General features: G+C 70.0%; 17 protein-coding genes. 7 read left to right on the plus strand and 10 right to left on the minus strand.

From position 1 onward, the window contains the following. Positions 1-27: 27 nt before the first annotated feature. Together AC25YV_RS11270 and AC25YV_RS11275 are read right to left on the minus strand one after the other, a co-directional pair. Complete coding sequence (locus AC25YV_RS11270; RefSeq protein ID WP_488123936.1) at positions 28-1221, minus strand: saccharopine dehydrogenase family protein; 1194 nt, start codon at positions 1219-1221, stop codon at positions 28-30. Positions 1222-1225: 4 nt separating this feature from the next. Then, positions 1226-1447, minus strand: a complete 222-nt coding sequence (locus AC25YV_RS11275) for a DUF2188 domain-containing protein (protein WP_488123937.1) — start codon at positions 1445-1447, stop codon at positions 1226-1228. Between the two features lie 130 nt (positions 1448-1577). Here AC25YV_RS11275 and AC25YV_RS11280 point away from each other — a divergent pair, with 130 nt between their 5' ends. Then, positions 1578-2540 (plus strand): DUF1214 domain-containing protein, encoded by a 963-nt coding sequence (locus AC25YV_RS11280; RefSeq protein ID WP_488123938.1) that lies wholly within the window; start codon positions 1578-1580, stop codon positions 2538-2540. 31 nt (positions 2541-2571) lie between these two features. Beyond that, the gene (locus tag AC25YV_RS11285; protein WP_488123939.1) at positions 2572-2889 is read left to right on the plus strand and encodes a YchJ family protein; all 318 of its coding nucleotides are present in this window, start codon (positions 2572-2574) and stop codon (positions 2887-2889) included. 52 nt (positions 2890-2941) lie between these two features. Here the strand turns inward: AC25YV_RS11285 and AC25YV_RS11290 are convergent, their stop codons facing one another. Next, positions 2942-3145, minus strand: coding sequence for a cold-shock protein (locus AC25YV_RS11290; protein ID WP_376127225.1), 204 nt, complete (start codon positions 3143-3145; stop codon positions 2942-2944). A 539-nt stretch (positions 3146-3684) separates the two neighbouring features. Between AC25YV_RS11290 and AC25YV_RS11295 the strand changes: the two genes are divergently transcribed. The 3 genes from AC25YV_RS11295 (at position 3685) to AC25YV_RS11305 (ending at position 7433) form a co-directional block, all read left to right on the plus strand. Next, positions 3685-4404: a hypothetical protein gene (locus AC25YV_RS11295; RefSeq protein ID WP_488123940.1), complete on the plus strand. Its 720-nt coding sequence runs from the start codon at positions 3685-3687 to the stop codon at positions 4402-4404. A 63-nt stretch (positions 4405-4467) separates the two neighbouring features. Continuing rightward, on the plus strand, positions 4468-6966 hold the full coding sequence (locus AC25YV_RS11300; RefSeq protein ID WP_488123941.1) for an MMPL family transporter: 2499 nt from the start codon (positions 4468-4470) through the stop codon (positions 6964-6966). Beyond that, the gene (locus AC25YV_RS11305) at positions 6963-7433 is read left to right on the plus strand and encodes a GNAT family N-acetyltransferase (RefSeq protein ID WP_488123942.1); all 471 of its coding nucleotides are present in this window, start codon (positions 6963-6965) and stop codon (positions 7431-7433) included. The genes AC25YV_RS11300 and AC25YV_RS11305 overlap by 4 nt, the downstream gene beginning before the upstream one ends. A gap of 4 nt (positions 7434-7437) precedes the next feature. Here AC25YV_RS11305 and AC25YV_RS11310 read toward each other — a convergent pair whose 3' ends face one another. Then, positions 7438-7986, minus strand: coding sequence for a type 1 glutamine amidotransferase domain-containing protein (locus AC25YV_RS11310; protein ID WP_488123943.1), 549 nt, complete (start codon positions 7984-7986; stop codon positions 7438-7440). 246 nt (positions 7987-8232) lie between these two features. Here AC25YV_RS11310 and AC25YV_RS11315 point away from each other — a divergent pair, with 246 nt between their 5' ends. After that, positions 8233-8778 carry a hypothetical protein gene (locus AC25YV_RS11315; RefSeq protein WP_488123944.1) on the plus strand — a complete coding sequence of 182 codons (546 nt, stop codon included), beginning with the start codon at positions 8233-8235 and terminating at the stop codon, positions 8776-8778. 69 nt (positions 8779-8847) lie between these two features. Here the strand turns inward: AC25YV_RS11315 and AC25YV_RS11320 are convergent, their stop codons facing one another. Next, entirely contained in the window at positions 8848-9063 is a 216-nt protein-coding gene (locus AC25YV_RS11320) for a hypothetical protein (protein WP_488123945.1), read from the minus strand. Between the two features lie 55 nt (positions 9064-9118). On the opposite strand from AC25YV_RS11320, the gene AC25YV_RS11325 reads away from it, so the two are divergent. Continuing rightward, complete coding sequence (locus AC25YV_RS11325; RefSeq protein ID WP_488124046.1) at positions 9119-11044, plus strand: ABC transporter ATP-binding protein; 1926 nt, start codon at positions 9119-9121, stop codon at positions 11042-11044. Here AC25YV_RS11325 and AC25YV_RS11330 read toward each other — a convergent pair. The 5 genes from AC25YV_RS11330 to nadA are packed head-to-tail and all read right to left on the minus strand — an operon-like array spanning position 11041 to position 16928. Next, a complete protein-coding gene (locus AC25YV_RS11330; protein WP_488123946.1) occupies positions 11041-11979 on the minus strand; it encodes a glycosyltransferase family 2 protein in 939 nt (312 codons plus the stop codon). The genes AC25YV_RS11325 and AC25YV_RS11330 overlap by 4 nt on opposite strands. Next, entirely contained in the window at positions 11976-13103 is a 1128-nt protein-coding gene (locus AC25YV_RS11335; protein WP_488123947.1) for a cysteine desulfurase family protein, read from the minus strand. The genes AC25YV_RS11330 and AC25YV_RS11335 overlap by 4 nt, the downstream gene beginning before the upstream one ends. Before the next feature lie 2 nt (positions 13104-13105). Further along, positions 13106-13954 (minus strand): carboxylating nicotinate-nucleotide diphosphorylase, encoded by an 849-nt coding sequence (nadC, locus tag AC25YV_RS11340; RefSeq protein ID WP_488123948.1) that lies wholly within the window; start codon positions 13952-13954, stop codon positions 13106-13108. Continuing rightward, entirely contained in the window at positions 13948-15606 is a 1659-nt protein-coding gene (nadB, locus tag AC25YV_RS11345) for an L-aspartate oxidase (protein ID WP_488123949.1), read from the minus strand. Before nadB ends, nadC begins: the two co-directional genes overlap by 7 nt. After that, positions 15603-16928, minus strand: coding sequence for a quinolinate synthase NadA (gene nadA, locus AC25YV_RS11350; protein ID WP_488123950.1), 1326 nt, complete (start codon positions 16926-16928; stop codon positions 15603-15605). The genes nadB and nadA overlap by 4 nt, the downstream gene beginning before the upstream one ends. Positions 16929-16943: the final 15 nt, after the last annotated feature.

Below are 16943 nucleotides of genomic sequence, written 5' to 3' on the forward strand. Positions count from 1 at the left end.
GACAGGGGCGCGTGCGCGGCGGGACGGTCAGTGAAGCGGCTCCGTCGTCACCGTGAAGCGATGCGCGCGCAGACGCTCGGCGAGATGGTCGCCCATCGCGACCATCGGGGTGAGCACGCCGGCACGATCGGGAAGGTCGTCGCACGCCAGGCTCAGCGCCGATTCGCCGAGCATGACCCCTGTTCCGCGGTATCCCGGATCGAACGGCGCCGCCACCCGCGCGCGCACGGGCGCACCCTCGACGGGGTACGCATCGACGTCGATGACGAACCGGCCGCGCTCGATCGTCTGCTTGTCCGGGCCGGTCCCCGGTGCGGGGAGCACCCGATCCAGCAGCGCCCGCGTCGGCGGAAATGCCAAGGCTCCGACGAGCCCGGCTGTGCCGACGCTGACGCCTGCGGCCCGCATCGCCCCCGCCGCACCACGGCCGGTCTCGACGAGTTCGCGATAGCGCATGAGCTGGCCGTAGCCCCACCCCGTGAGGTAGTTCGAGCGCTGCACGATCTGCTGGTTGTACGCCCCCATGACGAACGGCGCCTGCCAGAGCGCTCCGCGTCGGGTGACGCCGCTCGAGGTCCGACGCGGCAGACGCACCGAGGGCCCGGGCGTGAGGGCGTAGGGGTCTGTGACGAGGCGGCGGGCCGCGGGATCCGACTGCGCTTCCTTCATCTGCTGCCGCAGAGAGTCGATCGTGCCTCCGCTTACTCCGCCGCGCAGGGAGCGCACCCGCAACGTGGCCTCGACGATCGGCAGTCCGCCGGCTGCTGCATGGGCGACGCCCAGTCCGAGATCGGATGGAATCGAATCGAAACCGCACGAGTGCACGATCCGGGCACCGCTCGCCTCGGCGGCGGCATGATTGTGCTCGATGCTGCGCGCCACGAAGATGCTTTCGCCCGACAGATCGGCGTACGACGTGCCGGCGCGAGCGCACGCGGCGGCCACCTTCATGCCGTATCGCAGGTAGGGCCCCACCGTCGTTGCGACGACGGACGTCGAAGCCGCAAGGCGGTCGACTGCCGCTTCGTCGGCTGTGTCGACCTCGAGGATCGGCCACGTCACGCCGAGCTCGCGGGTCAGGGCACCCAGTCGCTCGCGCGATCGGCCCGCGACGGCGATCCGCACGTCGGCAGGAGCGGATTCCGCGAGATGTCGCGCTGTGAATCTGCCGACGAAGCCCGTCGCCCCGAGCAGGACGATGTCGTGTTCACGATCACCCACGTGCTTACGCCTGCTCGCCATCCTGCTGGGGGTCGGTGATCGCCCCCGTGGGATCGGCGTCTTCGACGCGGTGCGCCCAGCCGAGGCGGTGGGCCACGGCCCGACCCTCCTCGACGGCCTCATCGCGGCTCGTATAGCTGTGGGACAGGTCGGGATGCCCCTCGACGACGTTCTCCCACTGGCCGCGGTTGGAGTGGGTGAGGACGGTGCGCGTGTTCTCGGTCATGGTTCTCCCTTCGCATGTCCTCAGCCTGCGGTGTCGAGGCTCTCCTCGCGAGGGGGTTGACGTGCGAGACGCGATCCCGCGTGGACGAGGAGCAGGGGGAGGCGACGCTCGTTATGGGAGTATCGGCACCGTGGAGATACGCGTGAACGTCGACAACTTCGTCCGGGCCGAGACGCACCGGATGTTGCGTGACCTGCAGCACAACGCCGGGGGTGTGAACCGCTTCGCCCACAATCGCGAGCCGGCCGCGATCGAGAACCAGGCAGTGATCCGCCTCAATCGCGACACGCTCTACAGCTTCGCCGTCGTCGATGTCGCCGCGGGCGCGACGCTGACCCTTCCCGACGCAGGTGGCCGGTACCTGTCGGCCATGGTCGTCAACGAGGACCATCACGTCGCGGCGATCCTCCACGACGCGGGCGAACACCGGCTCACGGCGGAGGCGCTGGGCAGCCGCTATGTCTGCATCGCCGTGCGCATCCTGGTCGACCCCGCCGAGCCCGCCGATGTCGGCACTGTCGGCTCGCTGCAAGACCAGATCCGCCTGGAAAGCGCATCGGCTGAGACCTTCGAACTGCCGGCGTATGACACCGAGTCCTTCGATGAGACGCGCAACGCGCTGCTCGTCCTCGCGCGCAATCTCACCGACTTCGATCACATGTTCGGCGGCCCCGGCGACGTGCAGCCGGTCCGGCACCTGATCGGCACCGCGGCAGGCTGGGGCGGTCTGCCCGCGAGCGAAGCGACCTACATCGGCGTTGACCCGCGCCTGCCGGTCGGGCAGTACGAACTGACCGTCGGCGAGGTTCCCGTCGACGGGTTCTGGTCGATCTCGGTCTACAACGCCGCGGGATTCTTCGAGGCGAACGACCGCGGGGCGTACACCGTCAACGACATCACGGCGGTCAAGAACCCCGACGGCTCGACGACCGTGCGCTTCGGTGACTATCCGGCCGACGTTCCCAATGCGATTCCGATCAGCCAAGGGTGGAACTATCTCGTGCGGCTGTACCGGCCGCGCGACGAGGTGCGCGACGGCAGCTGGACCTTCCCGCATCTCGCCGAGAGCGGCCCTTCGAGCGCCGCGAGCTGACCACCCGCCCACGATCGACCAGGAGGGTCTTATGCCGCGCGAACCCGAGACCGCCGAAGAGCTCATGCGGTCGCGTTTCGATGCCTTCCGGCGAGGGGATGCCGCGTGGCTGCTGGACTCGTGGCATCCCTCGACGAGACCGGGGTCGCTGGACCTGAGCGACAATCCGCGCTGGCGCGGCCTGCAGATCGTCGAGACGGTCGCCGGCCGACCGCAGGATGCCACCGGGGTCGTCGAGTTCCGTGCGACTTATCTCGCCGACGAGGGGGGTGTCGGTGTCCTGCATGAGCGATCGCGCTTCGTACGCGAGGACGGACGCTGGTTCTACCTCGACGGCGACGTGCGATAAACGGCACGAGGCCCGTCCCCAGATAGGGGACGGGCCTCGTTAAACGCGTGGATCAGAGGGGGCGGATGTTCGCCGCCTGCATGCCCTTGGGGCCACGCTCTGCGTCGAATTCGACCTTCTGGTCTTCGCGGAGCTCCTTGAAGCCATCGGCCGCGATCGCGCTGAAGTGAGCGAAAAGGTCGGCGGAGCCGTCATCGGGAGCGATGAAGCCGTATCCCTTTTCGGAGTTGAACCATTTCACGGTGCCAGTGGCCATCGTGTCTTTCCTTTTACCATTCGGGTCGCCGGGGCGACCGGTTGTGCCACGCCAAGTATGCGACGCGGACGGGGATGCGGAGCGAGTCGCGTGTGCGCGGGCTCCGAAGTCGTGAGGGATGCCGCAACGGCGGCACGAGCGCTGCTCGGCGTGCTGTGCACCCCGAGGCTTTCGCCGCGGGCGCTGTGCGCGTGCACACCGCCGGGCGACGTGTGGGTGAAGCCGGCGTATTCTCCGGCGAAGGTGGCGACGTGCACGCCGTCGTCGGCCTTACGCCACTGCGGCGTGGTGTGAGGCGCGAGGGCAGCAATCGAAATGCTGTCGAACAAAAAGCGATCCAAGCTTGCGAAAGGGCGAGAACCCGAAGCGCAGGTGATGATGAGATGAAGGGCCAGCGGGGCTCAAAGAGCGCAATACAGCGAACCTTCTCCACTGTGAGAAGTTGGAACGGTTCGCATGTGCCAGGCAGGATGGATCGAGCATAGCACGGATTCGAACGGATGCTGGCACCACGAGGATCGTCCGCGCATGATGGGCGTGTGCTCGATGCGCAGGAACTCCGCGAGCTCGCCCGGTTGCGAGCCCGCGCCTACGCGCCTGACGCAGACGTGCAGGCCGATCCGTCCGCGCTCGCGCGGCTGCAGCAGCTCGAGGACCGCGCGCAGGGCGAGCCCGACCCGGCATCCTCTCCGTCGCCCGATGCGGAGCCCCCGACAGGTGATCCCGTGTCCCGGAGGCCCCGGCGGTTCGCCGTCATCCTCGCCGCTGTCGTGGGCGTGACGGCCGCTGTCTCGGTCGCGGTGACCACGTTCATCGCGACGGCCGAGCCGGCAGCCCCCGTGCGTTTCCAGACGATCGTGCAGGGGGAGGGGTGGCTCACCGACAGCACGAGCGCCGTCATCGACTGCCTCGAGGCCGACGCCTGGCAGGTCGAGTGGGATGAATCGACCGGCACTCTGGCCTTCACCGATGAACGCGAGGGCCATGCCGCCGCGGTGAGAGCGTGCGCCGCGACGGTGCGCGCCGAGTACGACGACCGCATCCGCGAACTGCGCGGTCTGCGGTGGTATCCGGTCGAGGTGAGCATCGCGAGCTGCCTGCGCGCTCAGGGCATCGCGGTCCCCGAACCGCCGTCGCGGCGCGAGTTCGCGGCGCTCTACGACACACCCGATGCGTGGACGGCGTATGGCTTCGTCACTGGTCTGTCGCCCGAGGAGTGGGCGCGCATCAGCGCGGTCTGCCCGCCCGACCCCGAGTGAGACCGTCTGACTCGAAGAGGCATACGGTCCGTATCATCGGGGGACTGGGTGAGAGGATGCCGCGTGGCTGAACTGCTGTATCGATTGGGGGCGTTCGCGTCCCGCCGCGCGTGGACCGTCATCACCGCGTGGCTGGTCATCATCGCCCTCGCGGCCGGTGGTTTCCTCGTCGGGTTCAAGGGCTTGAGCTCGAGCTTCGATGTCCCGGGCACGGCATCGGGTGCCGTGCTGGAAGAGCTCGAAGACCGACTGCCGGATTACGGCGGGGCGACGGGAACGGTCGTGTTCGCGACCCAGGACGGCTCTGAACTCACCGACGATCAGCGCGCCCAGATCAGCGACCTCGTCGCCTCGGCTCGTAGCCTCACCGATGTCACGGACGTCATCGACCCGTTCGCCACCGAGCAGGAGCGCGCCGACCGCGTCGCCCAGATCGCCGAAGGCCGGCACGAGATCGCCGACGGACGTATGCAGCTCGATGCGGGTCAGGCTCAGCTCGACGCCGCTGCGGTCCAGCTGGATGACGCGCAGGCTCAGCTCGACGCGGGCCGTGCTCAGATCGAGGCCGCGGGCCTGCCCACGACGCAGCTGGATGCGCAGCAGCAGCTTCTCGACGAGCAGCGTGCGGCGCTGAACGCAGAGCAGGAGAAGATCGACAGCGGCCGTGCCGACCTCGATACCGCCGAGACGCAGCTCGAGCGCGGAGCCGCGCTGCTCGCGCTCGCCGACGGGATCCGCGTCGTGTCGGAGGACGGCTCGACGGCACTCGTCAACGTCTCGTTCTCAGAGCCGCGGCTCGAACTGCAGGAGGAATCGAAGCAGGGCGTCATCGAGCACTTCGAGTCCGAACCGATCGAGGGCGTCGACGTGTCGTTCTCGACCGACATCTCACAGGGCGTGCCGGAGATCCTCGGCGTGGGCGAGATCGTCGGCGTCGCGATCGCGGCGATCGTGCTCATCGTCATGCTGGGATCTCTCTTGGCCGCGTCGTTCCCGATCGTCACGGCGATCGTCGGCGTCGGGATCGGGGCGCTGTCGACACTGGCGTTCTCTGGCGCCGTGCAGATGGCTTCGGTGACGCCCGTGCTCGGCGTCATGCTGGGCCTCGCGGTCGGCATCGACTATTCGCTCTTCATCATCCATCGCCATCGCAAGCAGCTGCTGCAGGGGGTCGAGACCACGGATTCGATCGCGCTCGCGAACGGCACAGCCGGCAACGCGGTCGTCTTCGCCGGCGCCACGGTCGTCATCGCGCTGTTCGCGCTCAATGTCACGGGCATCCCGTTCCTGGGCCTCATGGGAACCGTCGGCGGTGTGAGCGTCGCGATCGCCGTGCTCATCGCGATCAGCCTCACCCCGGCGCTGCTCGGCCTCGCCGGCGAGCGCCTGCTATCGCGGCGCGCGCGTGCCCGCGTCGGTACGGCAGACGCCGCCGTCGCGCCCATCCGGACGATGTCGCCCATGCGCGCCGTCCTCACCTCGCTCGTCGCGGTCGTCGCGCTTCTCATCGTGGCGGTGCCTGCGCTGTCCATGCGGCTCGGGCTGCCCGACGGCGGGTCCGAGCCCGCGGGCTCGAGCGCCTACCGCGCGTACACCGCGACCGAGGCCGCGTTCGGCGAGGGGGCCAACGGTCCGCTCCTGGTGACAGCCGTGCTTCCTGCAGACCTCAGCGACGACGAGGTCCTCGAGCGCCAGCTCGAGATCGGCACTCTTCTCGCCGATCAGGACGACGTCGTCGCCGTCGCGCCGATCGCCGTCTCAGACGACGGTCGACTCGCGGCGTTCCAGGTGGTGCCGCAAGAGGGGCCGACCAGCTTGTCGACCGACGCCCTCGTGCGGGACCTGCGCGCACTCGACGTCGACGGTGAGCCCCTCGGCGTCGCGGGCCAGGCCGCCATCAACATCGACATCTCGGAGTCGCTGCAGGACGTGCTGCCGCTCTACCTCACGGTCGTGGTGGGACTGTCGTTCCTCATCATGATCATGGTGTTCCGCTCGCTCCTGGTGCCCCTCATCGCGACGGGCGGGTTCATCCTGTCGCTGTTCGCGACGTTCGGCGCCATCACGGCGGTGTTCCAATGGGGGTGGGGCGCAGAGCTGTTCGGCATCCACAGCACGGGTCCCGTGCTGAGCTTCCTGCCCGTCATCCTCGTCGGGATCCTCTTCGGTCTCGCGATGGACTACCAGCTGTTCCTGGCCACGGGGATGCGAGAGGCGTATGTGCACGGCTCGCCCGCCCGGCTCGCCGTGGCGCAGGGCTTCCGGGCCGGTCGGAGCGTCGTGATCGCGGCGGGACTCATCATGATCGCCGTCTTCTCGGGCTTCATCACGTCGGAGTCGACCATCATCAAATCGATGGGCTTCGGCCTTGCAATCGGCGTGCTGCTGGACGCGTTCGTCGTGCGGCTCGTGCTGATCCCGGCTGTCATGCACCTGCTCGGCCGGTCGGCGTGGTGGCTGCCGAGCTGGCTCGACCGGATCCTCCCGAACGTCGATGTCGAGGGTTCTGCGCTGGAGCGGTCGCATCCGCCGCACCACGCGGCACCTACGATCGGGGCATGACGACCTTCCGCATCCGCCCGATGGAGACCTCCGACGCCGGCGAGGTGCTGACGTTGCAGCGCGCAGCGTTCGTTCAGGAGGCACTCGTCTACGGCGACCCGAACATGCCCGCGTTGACGCAGACGCTGGAGGAGCTGACCGCCGAGCTCGACGACAACCTCGGCTGCGTCGCCGTCGCCGGCACGCGCCTCATCGGCGCGGCCCGGGCGCGTGCCGACGGAGACCTTCTGCTGGTCGGGCGGATCGCGATCGCCCCCGACGTGCAGGGTGGGGGAGTCGGCTCTGCCGTGCTCGAGGCCGTCGAAGAGCGCGGCCGCGAGGTCGGATGCCGCGCGGCCGAGCTCTTCACCGGCTCGCTGAGCGAAGCCAACCTGCGCCTCTACGAACGCCTCGGCTACGTCGAGTCCGAGCGCGTCGACCAGGGTGGGGGCATCGCCGAGGTGTACCTGCGCAAACAGCTCGCGTGAGGGGTCAGGCCGTCTGGCCCTCGTGCGTGCCCTCCGCGATCTCTTCGACGAGCTTCGCGTTGAAAGCGGGAAGGTCATCGGGTGTGCGGCTCGAGACGAGGCCGTTGTCGACCGCGACCTCTTCGTCGACCCACTGGGCGCCGGCGTTTCGCAGGTCGGTCTTCAGGCTCGGATAGCTCGTGATCGTGCGGCCGTCGACCACGCCCGCCTCGATCAGGATCCAGGCGCCGTGGCAGATGACGGCGACGGGCTTGTGCTGCTCGAAGAATGCGCGCGTCAGCGAGACGGAGTCCTCGTCCATGCGCAGGTGGTCGGCGTTCACGACTCCGCCGGGGAGCACGAGAGCGTCGAAGTCCGAGGCGTCGGCGTCGGCGGCCGAGAGATCGACCGGCTGTTCGTGGCCGTTCTTGCCTGAGACCGGGCCGTCGGCGGGCGAGACGAGCGTCGCCTGGCCGCCTTCGGTCGTCACTGCTTCCCAGGGAGAGGTGAGCTCGCTGTCCTCGTAACCGTCCGTCAGCAGGAACGCGATCTTCTTGCCTGCGATGCGGGGCATGATGTCTCCTTCGTGTCGGTGGGTGTGCGTCCACGGTAGGCACGCGACCGTGAGGGCCGGAGGGGGTTGCGCCCCCGCACGACACGTGGCAACGCGCGAGTGCGATCCGGGACCGGGCGCCCGTGGGTAGCATGGACGCCATGACGACTTCGCCCCTCACCACGCCCACGACCGCTGTGCCGGAAGACAAGAACCTGCTGACGGTGTCGGAGACCGACGGCGGCAGCTGCTGCGGCGGCAGCAGCTGTGGCAGCAACTGACGACAGCGCCGTCGCACGTCCGGTCGTGACCGACCGTCGACTGCTTCGTCCCGCCGTAGCGCGGGTCATGCAGTCCGAAGAGGCCGTCTACGGGCTCATCCTCGTCTCGGGGATGATCGTCGTCAGCAACAGCCTCGTCGGCACTTCGCTCAACGCACTCATCACTGTCGTCGTGACCGTGATCGTCTTCTACGCGGCGCACATCTACGCCGGCACCCTCGCTCGCCTCGCCGCGACCGACGGGGTCGCCGGATTCTTCCCGAGCCTGCGCGCTTCAGCGTTGCATTCGCTCGGGATGCTGGTGGCCGCTGTGCCGCCGCTGGTCATCCTGCTGCTGGGCGTCTGGCATGTATTCGAAGACGACACCGCCATCTGGACGGCACTGATCGTCGACACCGTGCTTCTCGGCCTGCTGGGCTGGTTCGCCGTCTCGCGCTGGACGAGGCACGTGTGGTCCCGGGCCGTGAGCGCGCTCATCACGGCGGCGTTCGGCCTCGTGCTGGTCGCGCTGAAGGCCTTCATCCACCACTGAGGCGCGAGCAGCCCCGCGCGGCGTCGTCCTGATCGGCGCCCACGCGGCGCCGATCAGGATCGCCGAGGGTCAGTCCTGCTCGAGGGACTCGTCTTCGACGGGCTTGTCCCACTGCTCGCTGCCGATCGCGTTCGTCGGGTGCGGCACCGGCTCGATCTCTTCGGGGATCGACGGAGTGGGGCTGATGAGCTCCTCCTCGGGGATCGCCTTGAGCTGGTCGATCTCTTCGCGCAGCTCCGCGAGGTCTTCGCCGTCGGTGTGGGGGTTCTCGGGGGTCGAAGTCATGCCGCAAGCCTAGCCGGGGCCGTGGCATCCCCTGGTTAGGCTGGCGCTCATGAGTATGGGCGGCAGGGGTGGCGGTGGCCGCCCCCTCGATTTCGCGGCGCAGAAGAAGATCAACGCGCAGGCGCCGCGCGTCGAGAACCTCCGGCGCCGCATCGTGGCGCTCTTCCGGCCGTACCGGGGCCGCATCATCGTCACCGCGATCCTCGTCGTCGTCGGTGCCGCGGTCGCCGTCGTCCCGCCGCTCATCGTGCAGCGCATCTTCGACGACGCGCTCTTCCCGCTCGACGGCGGCGCCCCCGAGCTGGGGCTGCTGTGGCGCCTCGTGCTCATCATGGTGGGGCTCTTCCTGCTCTCCGCGGGCCTGGGCGTCGTGCAGACCTGGCTCACCTCGACCGTGGGCAATGCCGTGACGGGCGATCTGCGGGTGCGCCTGTTCGAGCATCTGCAGTCGATGGAGCTCGGCTTCTTCACACGCACCAAGACCGGCGTCATCCAGTCGCGGCTGCAGAACGACGTCGGCGGGGTCGCGGGGGTGCTCACCAACACCGTCACGAGCATCCTGGGCAATGTCGTCACGGTCATCGCCTCGCTCGTCGCGATGATCCTGATCGACTGGCGCCTCACGATCATCGCGGTCGTGCTCATGCCGTTCCTCATCGTCGTGCAGCGCCGCGTCGGTCAGGTGCGCGCGCGCATCGCGGGCGAGACGCAGGAGTCGCTGTCCGAGCTGTCGGCCATCACGCAGGAGACCCTGAGCGTCTCGGGCATCCTGTTGTCGAAGTCGTTCAACCGGCAGCGCACGGAGTCCGCCCGCTACGCCGATGAGAACCGCAACCAGGTCGTGCTGCAGGTGCGGCGCGCCATGAGCGGCCAGGGGTTCTTCGCCGTCGTGCAGGTGCTCATGGCGAGTGTTCCTGCTGTCATCTACCTCGCGTCGGGCTACATCATCACCGGCGGCACAGACCTCATCACGGCGGGCACCGTCGTCGCCTTCACGACGGTGCAGGCGAGGCTGCTGCAGCCGCTCATGGGGCTCATGCGGGTCGCGCTCGACCTGCAGACCTCGCGCGCCCTGTTCGCCCGCATCTTCGAGTACCTCGACCTCGTGCCGGCCATCCGCGACGCACCCGATGCCATCTCTGTCGCCGACGCGCCGGGGCCGCCGGGCCGGATCGAGTTCCGTGATGTCGTGTTCCGCTATCCGGATGCCGCCGCCGATGCCCGTCCGACACTCGGCGGTGTCTCCTTCACAGCCGAACCAGGACAGCACGTCGCCTTCGTGGGGCCGTCGGGAGCGGGAAAAACCACGATCCTCTACCTGACGCCGCGCATGTACGAGGCATCCGGCGGAGAGGTGCTCTTCGCGGGCGCCGACGTGCGTCGGCTGCGGCAGGAGTCGATCATCGACGACGTCGGCATCGTGTCGCAGGAGACCTACCTCTTCCACGCGACGATCGCCGAGAACCTGCGCTACGCCAAGCCCGACGCGACCCACGCCGAACTCGAGGCGGCGTGCCGGGCGGCGAACATCCACCACATCATCGAGGGGTTCGAGGCCGGGTACGACACGGTCGTCGGCGAGCGCGGCTACCGGCTCTCGGGCGGCGAGAAGCAGCGCATCGCGATCGCTCGTGTGCTACTCAAGGACCCGCCCGTGCTGCTGCTGGACGAAGCCACGTCGGCTCTGGACACCGTGTCCGAGAGGGTCGTGCAAGAGGCGTTGGATGCCGCGGCCCGCGGACGCACGACCCTGACGGTCGCGCATCGACTGTCGACCGTCATCGCCGCCGACGTCATCCACGTCGTCGAGGCGGGGCGCATCGTCGAGTCGGGCACGCACACCCAGCTGCTCGCGGCCGGGGGACTCTACAGCGAGCTCGCCGCCGAGCAGATGGCGGCATCCCGCATTCTCGAGGCCGAGGAGTCCGACCCGCCCGCAGCGCTTCCCGAACGCCGCGCCGACCGGGCTCCCGATCTCTAGGCCGCCCAGGCCAGAGCGGGTGCGACGTCGGCGGGGACGGTCGTCGTGCGCATCGCGACCTGACGGACGAACGCCCCGAGCTCGCGCCGATACTCGGCGTCGGGGTGGCCGGCCGCGATGCGCACGAGCGGCGGCAGATCCATAGCGAGGATGAGGACGATGCGCGCAGCGGCAGCCGCCGGCCGGCCCGCGGCATTCAGCACGTCGATTCCGCCCGCGAGTGCCGCGAGGTAGTCGCGCAGCACCGGGAGCGCACCCTTTCGCTGCGTGATCGAGGTGCCGTCGGCGCGCTCGCGCCACTGCACGACGACGTCGGGCACGACATCGAACGCCCGCGCCCGGGTGTACAGCAGCTGCGCGACGATCTGGTCCTCGTACGCCTGGGCCTCGGGGAAGCGCAGGTCGTTCCACATCTCGGCGCGCGTCACCTTCGACCAGGCGACGATGTTGCCCGATGCCGCGGGATGCGCGGCGAGGCTCGTTCCTTCGCGGGCGGGGTCGGTCGCCGCGGCCACCCAAGGCTGCACGGGATCGGGTGCGTACCCGCCCGCGCCGTCGGGGCGCAGCCGCACGTACGCGCCCGCCGCGAGGTCGCTGCCCGTCCGCTCGAGCGTGCCGACGAGCCGGTCGAGCGCGTCGGGCATCATCACATCGTCGGCGTCGAGGAAGCCGACGAACGGCGTGCGAACGAGGTCCAGGCCTGTGTTCCGGGCTGCGCCGAGGCCGGCGCGCCGAGGGTGGTGAACGACCTGGAAGCGCGGATCGGTCGCCGCGGCCGCGTCGAAGATCGCGCCTGTCGCATCCGCCGATCCGTCGTCGACGAGCACGGCGGTCCAGTCGCCGCGGGACTGTGCCGAGAGCGAGTCGATCGCCGCGCGCGCATACGGTGCGACGTCGAAGCCCGGGACGATGACCGTGACGGCGGCGGAGTTCACCCGGTCGATGCTACTGCCGCGACGGATGCCGCCACGTCGGCCGCGAGCTGCCGCGGATCGAGCCGCGCGTCGCGCGGGAATGTGATGCGCACGGCCGTCTGCGCGAGCGGTGGGGCGATGCCGAGCGCGACGAGCACGTGCGAGGGCTCGTCGCTGCCGGCCGCGCACGCCGAGCCGCTCGAGCTCACGATGCCGCGCCGTTCGAGTTCGAGCAGGACGGTTTCGCCGCTCGTGCCCGCGAAGGTGAAGCTCGCCGTGCCCGCGAGGCGGTGCACGGGATGCCCCGTGAGACGTGCCGAGGGGATGCTCGCGAGGACGGCGGCGATGAACGCGTCGCGCAGGGCCTGCACCCGTGCGGCCGATTCGAGTCGCTCAGCCTCAGCGAGCTCGAGCGCCGTGGCCAATCCGACGGCGCCCGCGACATCCTGAGTGCCGCTGCGGCGCCCGCCCTCCTGACCGCCGCCGTGAAGAAGCGGCTCGAGGGGGATGCGCCCGCGCACCGCGAGAGCGCCGATGCCCTTCGGCGCGCCGAGTTTGTGCCCCGCGATCGAGAGGGCGTCGGCGCCCGTGTCATCCAAGGGCAGCCATCCGGCGGCCTGGACGGCATCGAGATGGATCGGGACGCCCCGCGAGCGCGCGACGGCGGCGAGGGACGCGACATCCTGCACCGTGCCTACCTCGTTGTTGGCGTAGCCCACGGTCACGAGCGCCGTGTCGTCGCGCAGGGCCGCGGCCAGCGACTCGGGCGAGAGACGTGCCGTGTCATCGACCGGTACCAGGGTCGTCTCGACGCCGTGCAGGCGCTCGAGATACCGGACCGATTCGAGCACCGATTCGTGCTCAATGGGCGTCGTGACGATGTGTCGCCCGGCGGCGGCGAGCGTGATGCCCTTGATCGCGAGGTTGTTGGCCTCGGTGCCGCCCGAGGTGAAGACGACGTCCGAGGCCCGCATCCCGAGCACCCGCGCAACCCGGCGACGGGCGTCGGCGAGGGCGTCGGCGGCGGCCTCGCCGACCGTGTGGTGACTCGACGGGTTGCCGTATCCGTGCGTGAGGTGCGGCACCATCGCCTCGAGGACCTCCCGGCGCACCGGCGTCGTCGCGGCGTTGTCGAGGTAGTGCACGGTCAGGGCGCGTCCATGCGCACGTCCAGCCCTAGATCGAGCGCGCGCGCCGAGTGGGTGAGGGCGCCGACCGAGATGACGTCGACTCCGGTCTCGGCGATGGCGCGCACCGTACCGAGGTCGACGCCGCCCGAGGCCTCGACCGTCGCGCGGCCCGCGACGCGTGCGACACCCGTACGCAGGTCGTCGAGCGAGAAGTTGTCGAGCATGATCGTGCCGATGTCCGCCGCGAGCACGGGTTCGATCTGGTCGAGGCGGTCGACCTCGACCTCGATGTGCGTCGTGTGGGGGAGTAGGTCCTTGGCGGCGCGGAGGGCGTCGGTGACCGAGCCGCCGAGCATCGCGAGGTGGTTGTCCTTTGCCATGACGGCGTCCGAGAGCGAGGCCCGGTGGTTGCGACCGCCGCCGTCGCGCACGGCCTTGCGCTCGAAAGCGCGCAGCCCGGGCGTCGTCTTCCGCGTATCGGCGATGCGGGCCCCCGTGTGCGCGACTTCGGCGACGTAGCGGCCGGTCAGGGTCGCGATGCCGGACATGCGCTGCACGAAGTTGAGTCCGATGCGCTCGGCCTGCAGCACGCCGCGGGCGGGGCCCGTCACGACGGCGAGCACGGCGCCCGGCTCGAACCACTCGCCATCTTCGACGACGAGCTGCACCTGGATGCGGGGGTCGGTGAGGGTGAAGGCGGCGGCGAAGACGTCGCCGCCGCTGAAGAGACCGGCCTCGCGGGCGACGAGGTCGGCGCGGGCCGTCGCGGCTTCGGTGATGAGGGTCTGGCTCGTGAGGTCTCCCCACGGCGCGTCCTCCTCCAGCGCGGCGGCGACGACGCGGTTGATCGTGACGGGGCTCAACACGGAACGGCCTCCTGCAGGTGGGGTACGTCGATCAGCGCGGACGTGCTGATCGCTGGGGTGCTCGGGGGGTCGGCGTCGGCGCGGAAGTGCGCTCCGACCGACTCGCTGCGGTCCATGGCCGCCTCGACGAGCGCCGAACCCACGACGAGCAGATTCTCGTCTTCGAAGTCGGCGACGGTGTCGGGTGTGCGGCGCTCGCCGCTCCACGTCGCGAGGACGGCGGAGGCGCGTCCGAGACCGTCCGCCGTGCGCGCGAGTCCCGCGCACTCCCACATGAGTCGCTGAAGAGCCGTGCGCGAGAACGGCTGCGCGGCGCGGGGTTCTCCGGTCTCGGGGTGCGCGGGCGCGGAGCGGGTCCTCGCGGAGCGCGCCTGCGACGCACGCGGCCACGCGCCCGATGCCGCGTCGCTGTGGACGGCGTCGGCGACACGCGCGCCGAAGACGGCACCCTCGAGGAGCGAGTTCGAGGCGAGGCGGTTGGCGCCGTGGACTCCGGTGCGGGCGACCTCGCCGACGGCGTAGAGCGCGGGGATCGAGGTGCGCCCGAAGAGGTCGGTCGTGACTCCGCCCATCAGGTAGTGCGCGGCCGGGGTCACGGGAACGGGCGTCCGCGCCCAGTCGATGCCGCGCGCACGCAGCGCGGCGTCGATCGTCGGGAACCGTCGCGCGAGGAATGCCGCCCGCGCCTCTGGATCCACCGAGTGCAGGTGCGTCGCATCGAGGAAGACCGGTCGGCCGCCCTGCCCGTCCATCCGTCGCGCGATCGCCCGCGCGACGACATCCCGCGGTGCGAGCTCGCCTCGAGGGTGCGCGTCGAAGGCGAAGCGCCTGCCGTCTTCATCGATGAGGGTGGCGCCCTCGCCGCGCACCGCCTCGGAGATCAGGAACGCGTCGGCACCGCCGATCACGGTGGGGTGGAACTGGAAGAACTCCAGGTCGTCCACGAGGGCGCCCGCGCGCAGCGCCGCCGCGATCCCGTCGCCGGTTGCGACCGGAGGGTTGGTCGTGTGCGCATACAGGCAGCCCGCCCCGCCGGTCGCGAGCACGACGGCGTCCGCTGCGAGGACATCGCGTCGGGGGGGCGGCGACGCGCTGCCGACGAGCAGCTCGACCCCGCGCACACGCCCGGACTCGACGACGAGGTCGACCAGGAAGGCGTGCTCGACCACGCGGACGTCGGTGCCGCGCAGCCGCGCGACGAGGGCCGACTCGATCGCTGTGCCCGTGGCATCCCCGCCCGCATGCAGGATGCGCGGATACGAGTGCGCCGCCTCGAGGCCCTTGACGAAGACGCCGTCGTCGCCGCGGTCGAACACGACGCCGGCCGCGATCAGTTCTCGGATGCGCGCCGGGCCCTCTTCGACGAGCACCCGCACGGCGACGGGGTCGCACAGTCCGGCTCCCGCGGTGAGTGTGTCGGCGATGTGGTCCTCGACGCGGTCGTCGTCGAACATGACCCCCGCGATGCCCCCCTGTGCGAAGCGCGTGTTGGCGTGCTCGAGCTCGTCTTTCGTCACGAGGGTGACACGGCAGCCGTGGGCGGCGGCGCGCTCCGCGGCCGTGAGCCCGGCGATGCCGCTGCCGACCACGATGACGTGCGGCGACCCTTCGGCCGTCCGAGTCGCGCGGGCGGCGGGATGGTCGTGGGTCATCGGGCCGGGGGTTTGGCCGCCAGCATCCGCTCGAGGGAGATGCGAGCGGGATCGGCGACGTCGGCGGGGACGGTGATCCGGTTGACGACCTCACCGGCGACGAGTCCCTCGAGCACCCATGCGAGGTACCCGGGGTGGATGCGGTACATCGTCGAGCACGGGCAGATGACCGGGTCGAGGCAGAAGATCTCATGCTGCGGGTTGGCGGCGGCGAGGCGCTGCACGAGGTTGACCTCGGTGCCGATCGCGAAGGTCGTCGGCGTCGTCGCTGCTTCGATCGCGCGCCGGATGTAGTCGGTCGAGCCGGCTTCGTCGGCCGCGTCGACGACCTCCATGGGGCACTCGGGGTGCACGATCACGCGGACCCCCGGGTGCTCGGCGCGCGCCTGGTCGATCTGGTCGACGGTGAACCGGCGGTGCACCGAGCAGAAGCCGTGCCACAGGATCACCCGGGCCTCCTCGAGCTCGTCGACGGATGAGCCGCCGAGAGGCTTGCGCGGATTCCACATCGGCATCTGCTCCAGAGGAACGCCCATCGCCTTGGCGGTGTTGCGGCCGAGGTGCTGATCGGGGAAGAACAGCACGCGGCGCCCGCGCGCGAACGCCCACTCCAGCACCGTCCGCGCGTTCGATGACGTGCATACGATGCCGCCGTGGCGCCCGACGAATCCCTTGATCGCCGCCGACGAGTTCATATACGTGACGGGGATGACCGGCACCCGGCCTTCGTCGTCGACCGCCTCGAGGTCGCCGTAGACGTCTGAGAGCTGCTCCCAGCACTCCTCGACCTGGTCGATGTCGGCCATGTCCGCCATCGAGCATCCCGCGGCGAGGTTCGGCAGGATGACGGCCTGCTCGGGGCGCGACAGCAGGTCGGCGGTCTCGGCCATGAAGTGCACGCCGCAGAAGACGATCGCCTCTGCTTCGGGATGCTCCAGGGCGGCGCCTGCGAGCTGGAACGAGTCGCCCACGTAGTCGGCGTGACGGACGACCTCTTCGCGCTGGTAGAAGTGACCCAGCACGACGACGCGGTCGCCGAGCGCCTGCTTCGCGGCGCGGATGCGGGAGTGCAGCTCGTCGTCGGACGCCTCGCGGTACTGCGCGGGCAGCTCGCCCTGGCGCGGCGCGCCCGTCGGGATGACATCGCCCATCGACGAGCCGGGGCCGTAACCCGGTCGGTCATCGAACGACCACGGGCCGGCGGCGAGGTCCGTGCTGCACGTGTCACCGCTCGAGGTGCCCGAGACGATGTCCTGGATGAGGTGATCGACAGATGCGTCGAGCTCGCGACGCGGCTGCAGGGTGATGTTGACGGCGGGCATGTCGGGTGTCCGTTC

Source organism: Microbacterium sp. Y832 (assembly GCF_057669765.1).

What these genes read in the sequence shown, in the direction of transcription:
- AC25YV_RS11305 (WP_488123942.1), top strand. Translation starts at nt 6,963, where the DNA reads ATGACGACCTTCCGCATCCGCCCGATGGAGACCTCCGACGCCGGCGAG.
- AC25YV_RS11275 (WP_488123937.1), bottom strand. Translation starts at nt 1,447, where the DNA reads ATGACCGAGAACACGCGCACCGTCCTCACCCACTCCAACCGCGGCCAG.
- AC25YV_RS11325 (WP_488124046.1), top strand. Translation starts at nt 9,119, where the DNA reads ATGGGCGGCAGGGGTGGCGGTGGCCGCCCCCTCGATTTCGCGGCGCAG.
- nadB (WP_488123949.1), bottom strand. Translation starts at nt 15,606, where the DNA reads ATGACCCACGACCATCCCGCCGCCCGCGCGACTCGGACGGCCGAAGGG.
- AC25YV_RS11290 (WP_376127225.1), bottom strand. Translation starts at nt 3,145, where the DNA reads ATGGCCACTGGCACCGTGAAATGGTTCAACTCCGAAAAGGGATACGGC.
- AC25YV_RS11310 (WP_488123943.1), bottom strand. Translation starts at nt 7,986, where the DNA reads ATGCCCCGCATCGCAGGCAAGAAGATCGCGTTCCTGCTGACGGACGGT.
- AC25YV_RS11285 (WP_488123939.1), top strand. Translation starts at nt 2,572, where the DNA reads ATGCCGCGCGAACCCGAGACCGCCGAAGAGCTCATGCGGTCGCGTTTC.
- AC25YV_RS11320 (WP_488123945.1), bottom strand. Translation starts at nt 9,063, where the DNA reads ATGACTTCGACCCCCGAGAACCCCCACACCGACGGCGAAGACCTCGCG.
- nadA (WP_488123950.1), bottom strand. Translation starts at nt 16,928, where the DNA reads ATGCCCGCCGTCAACATCACCCTGCAGCCGCGTCGCGAGCTCGACGCA.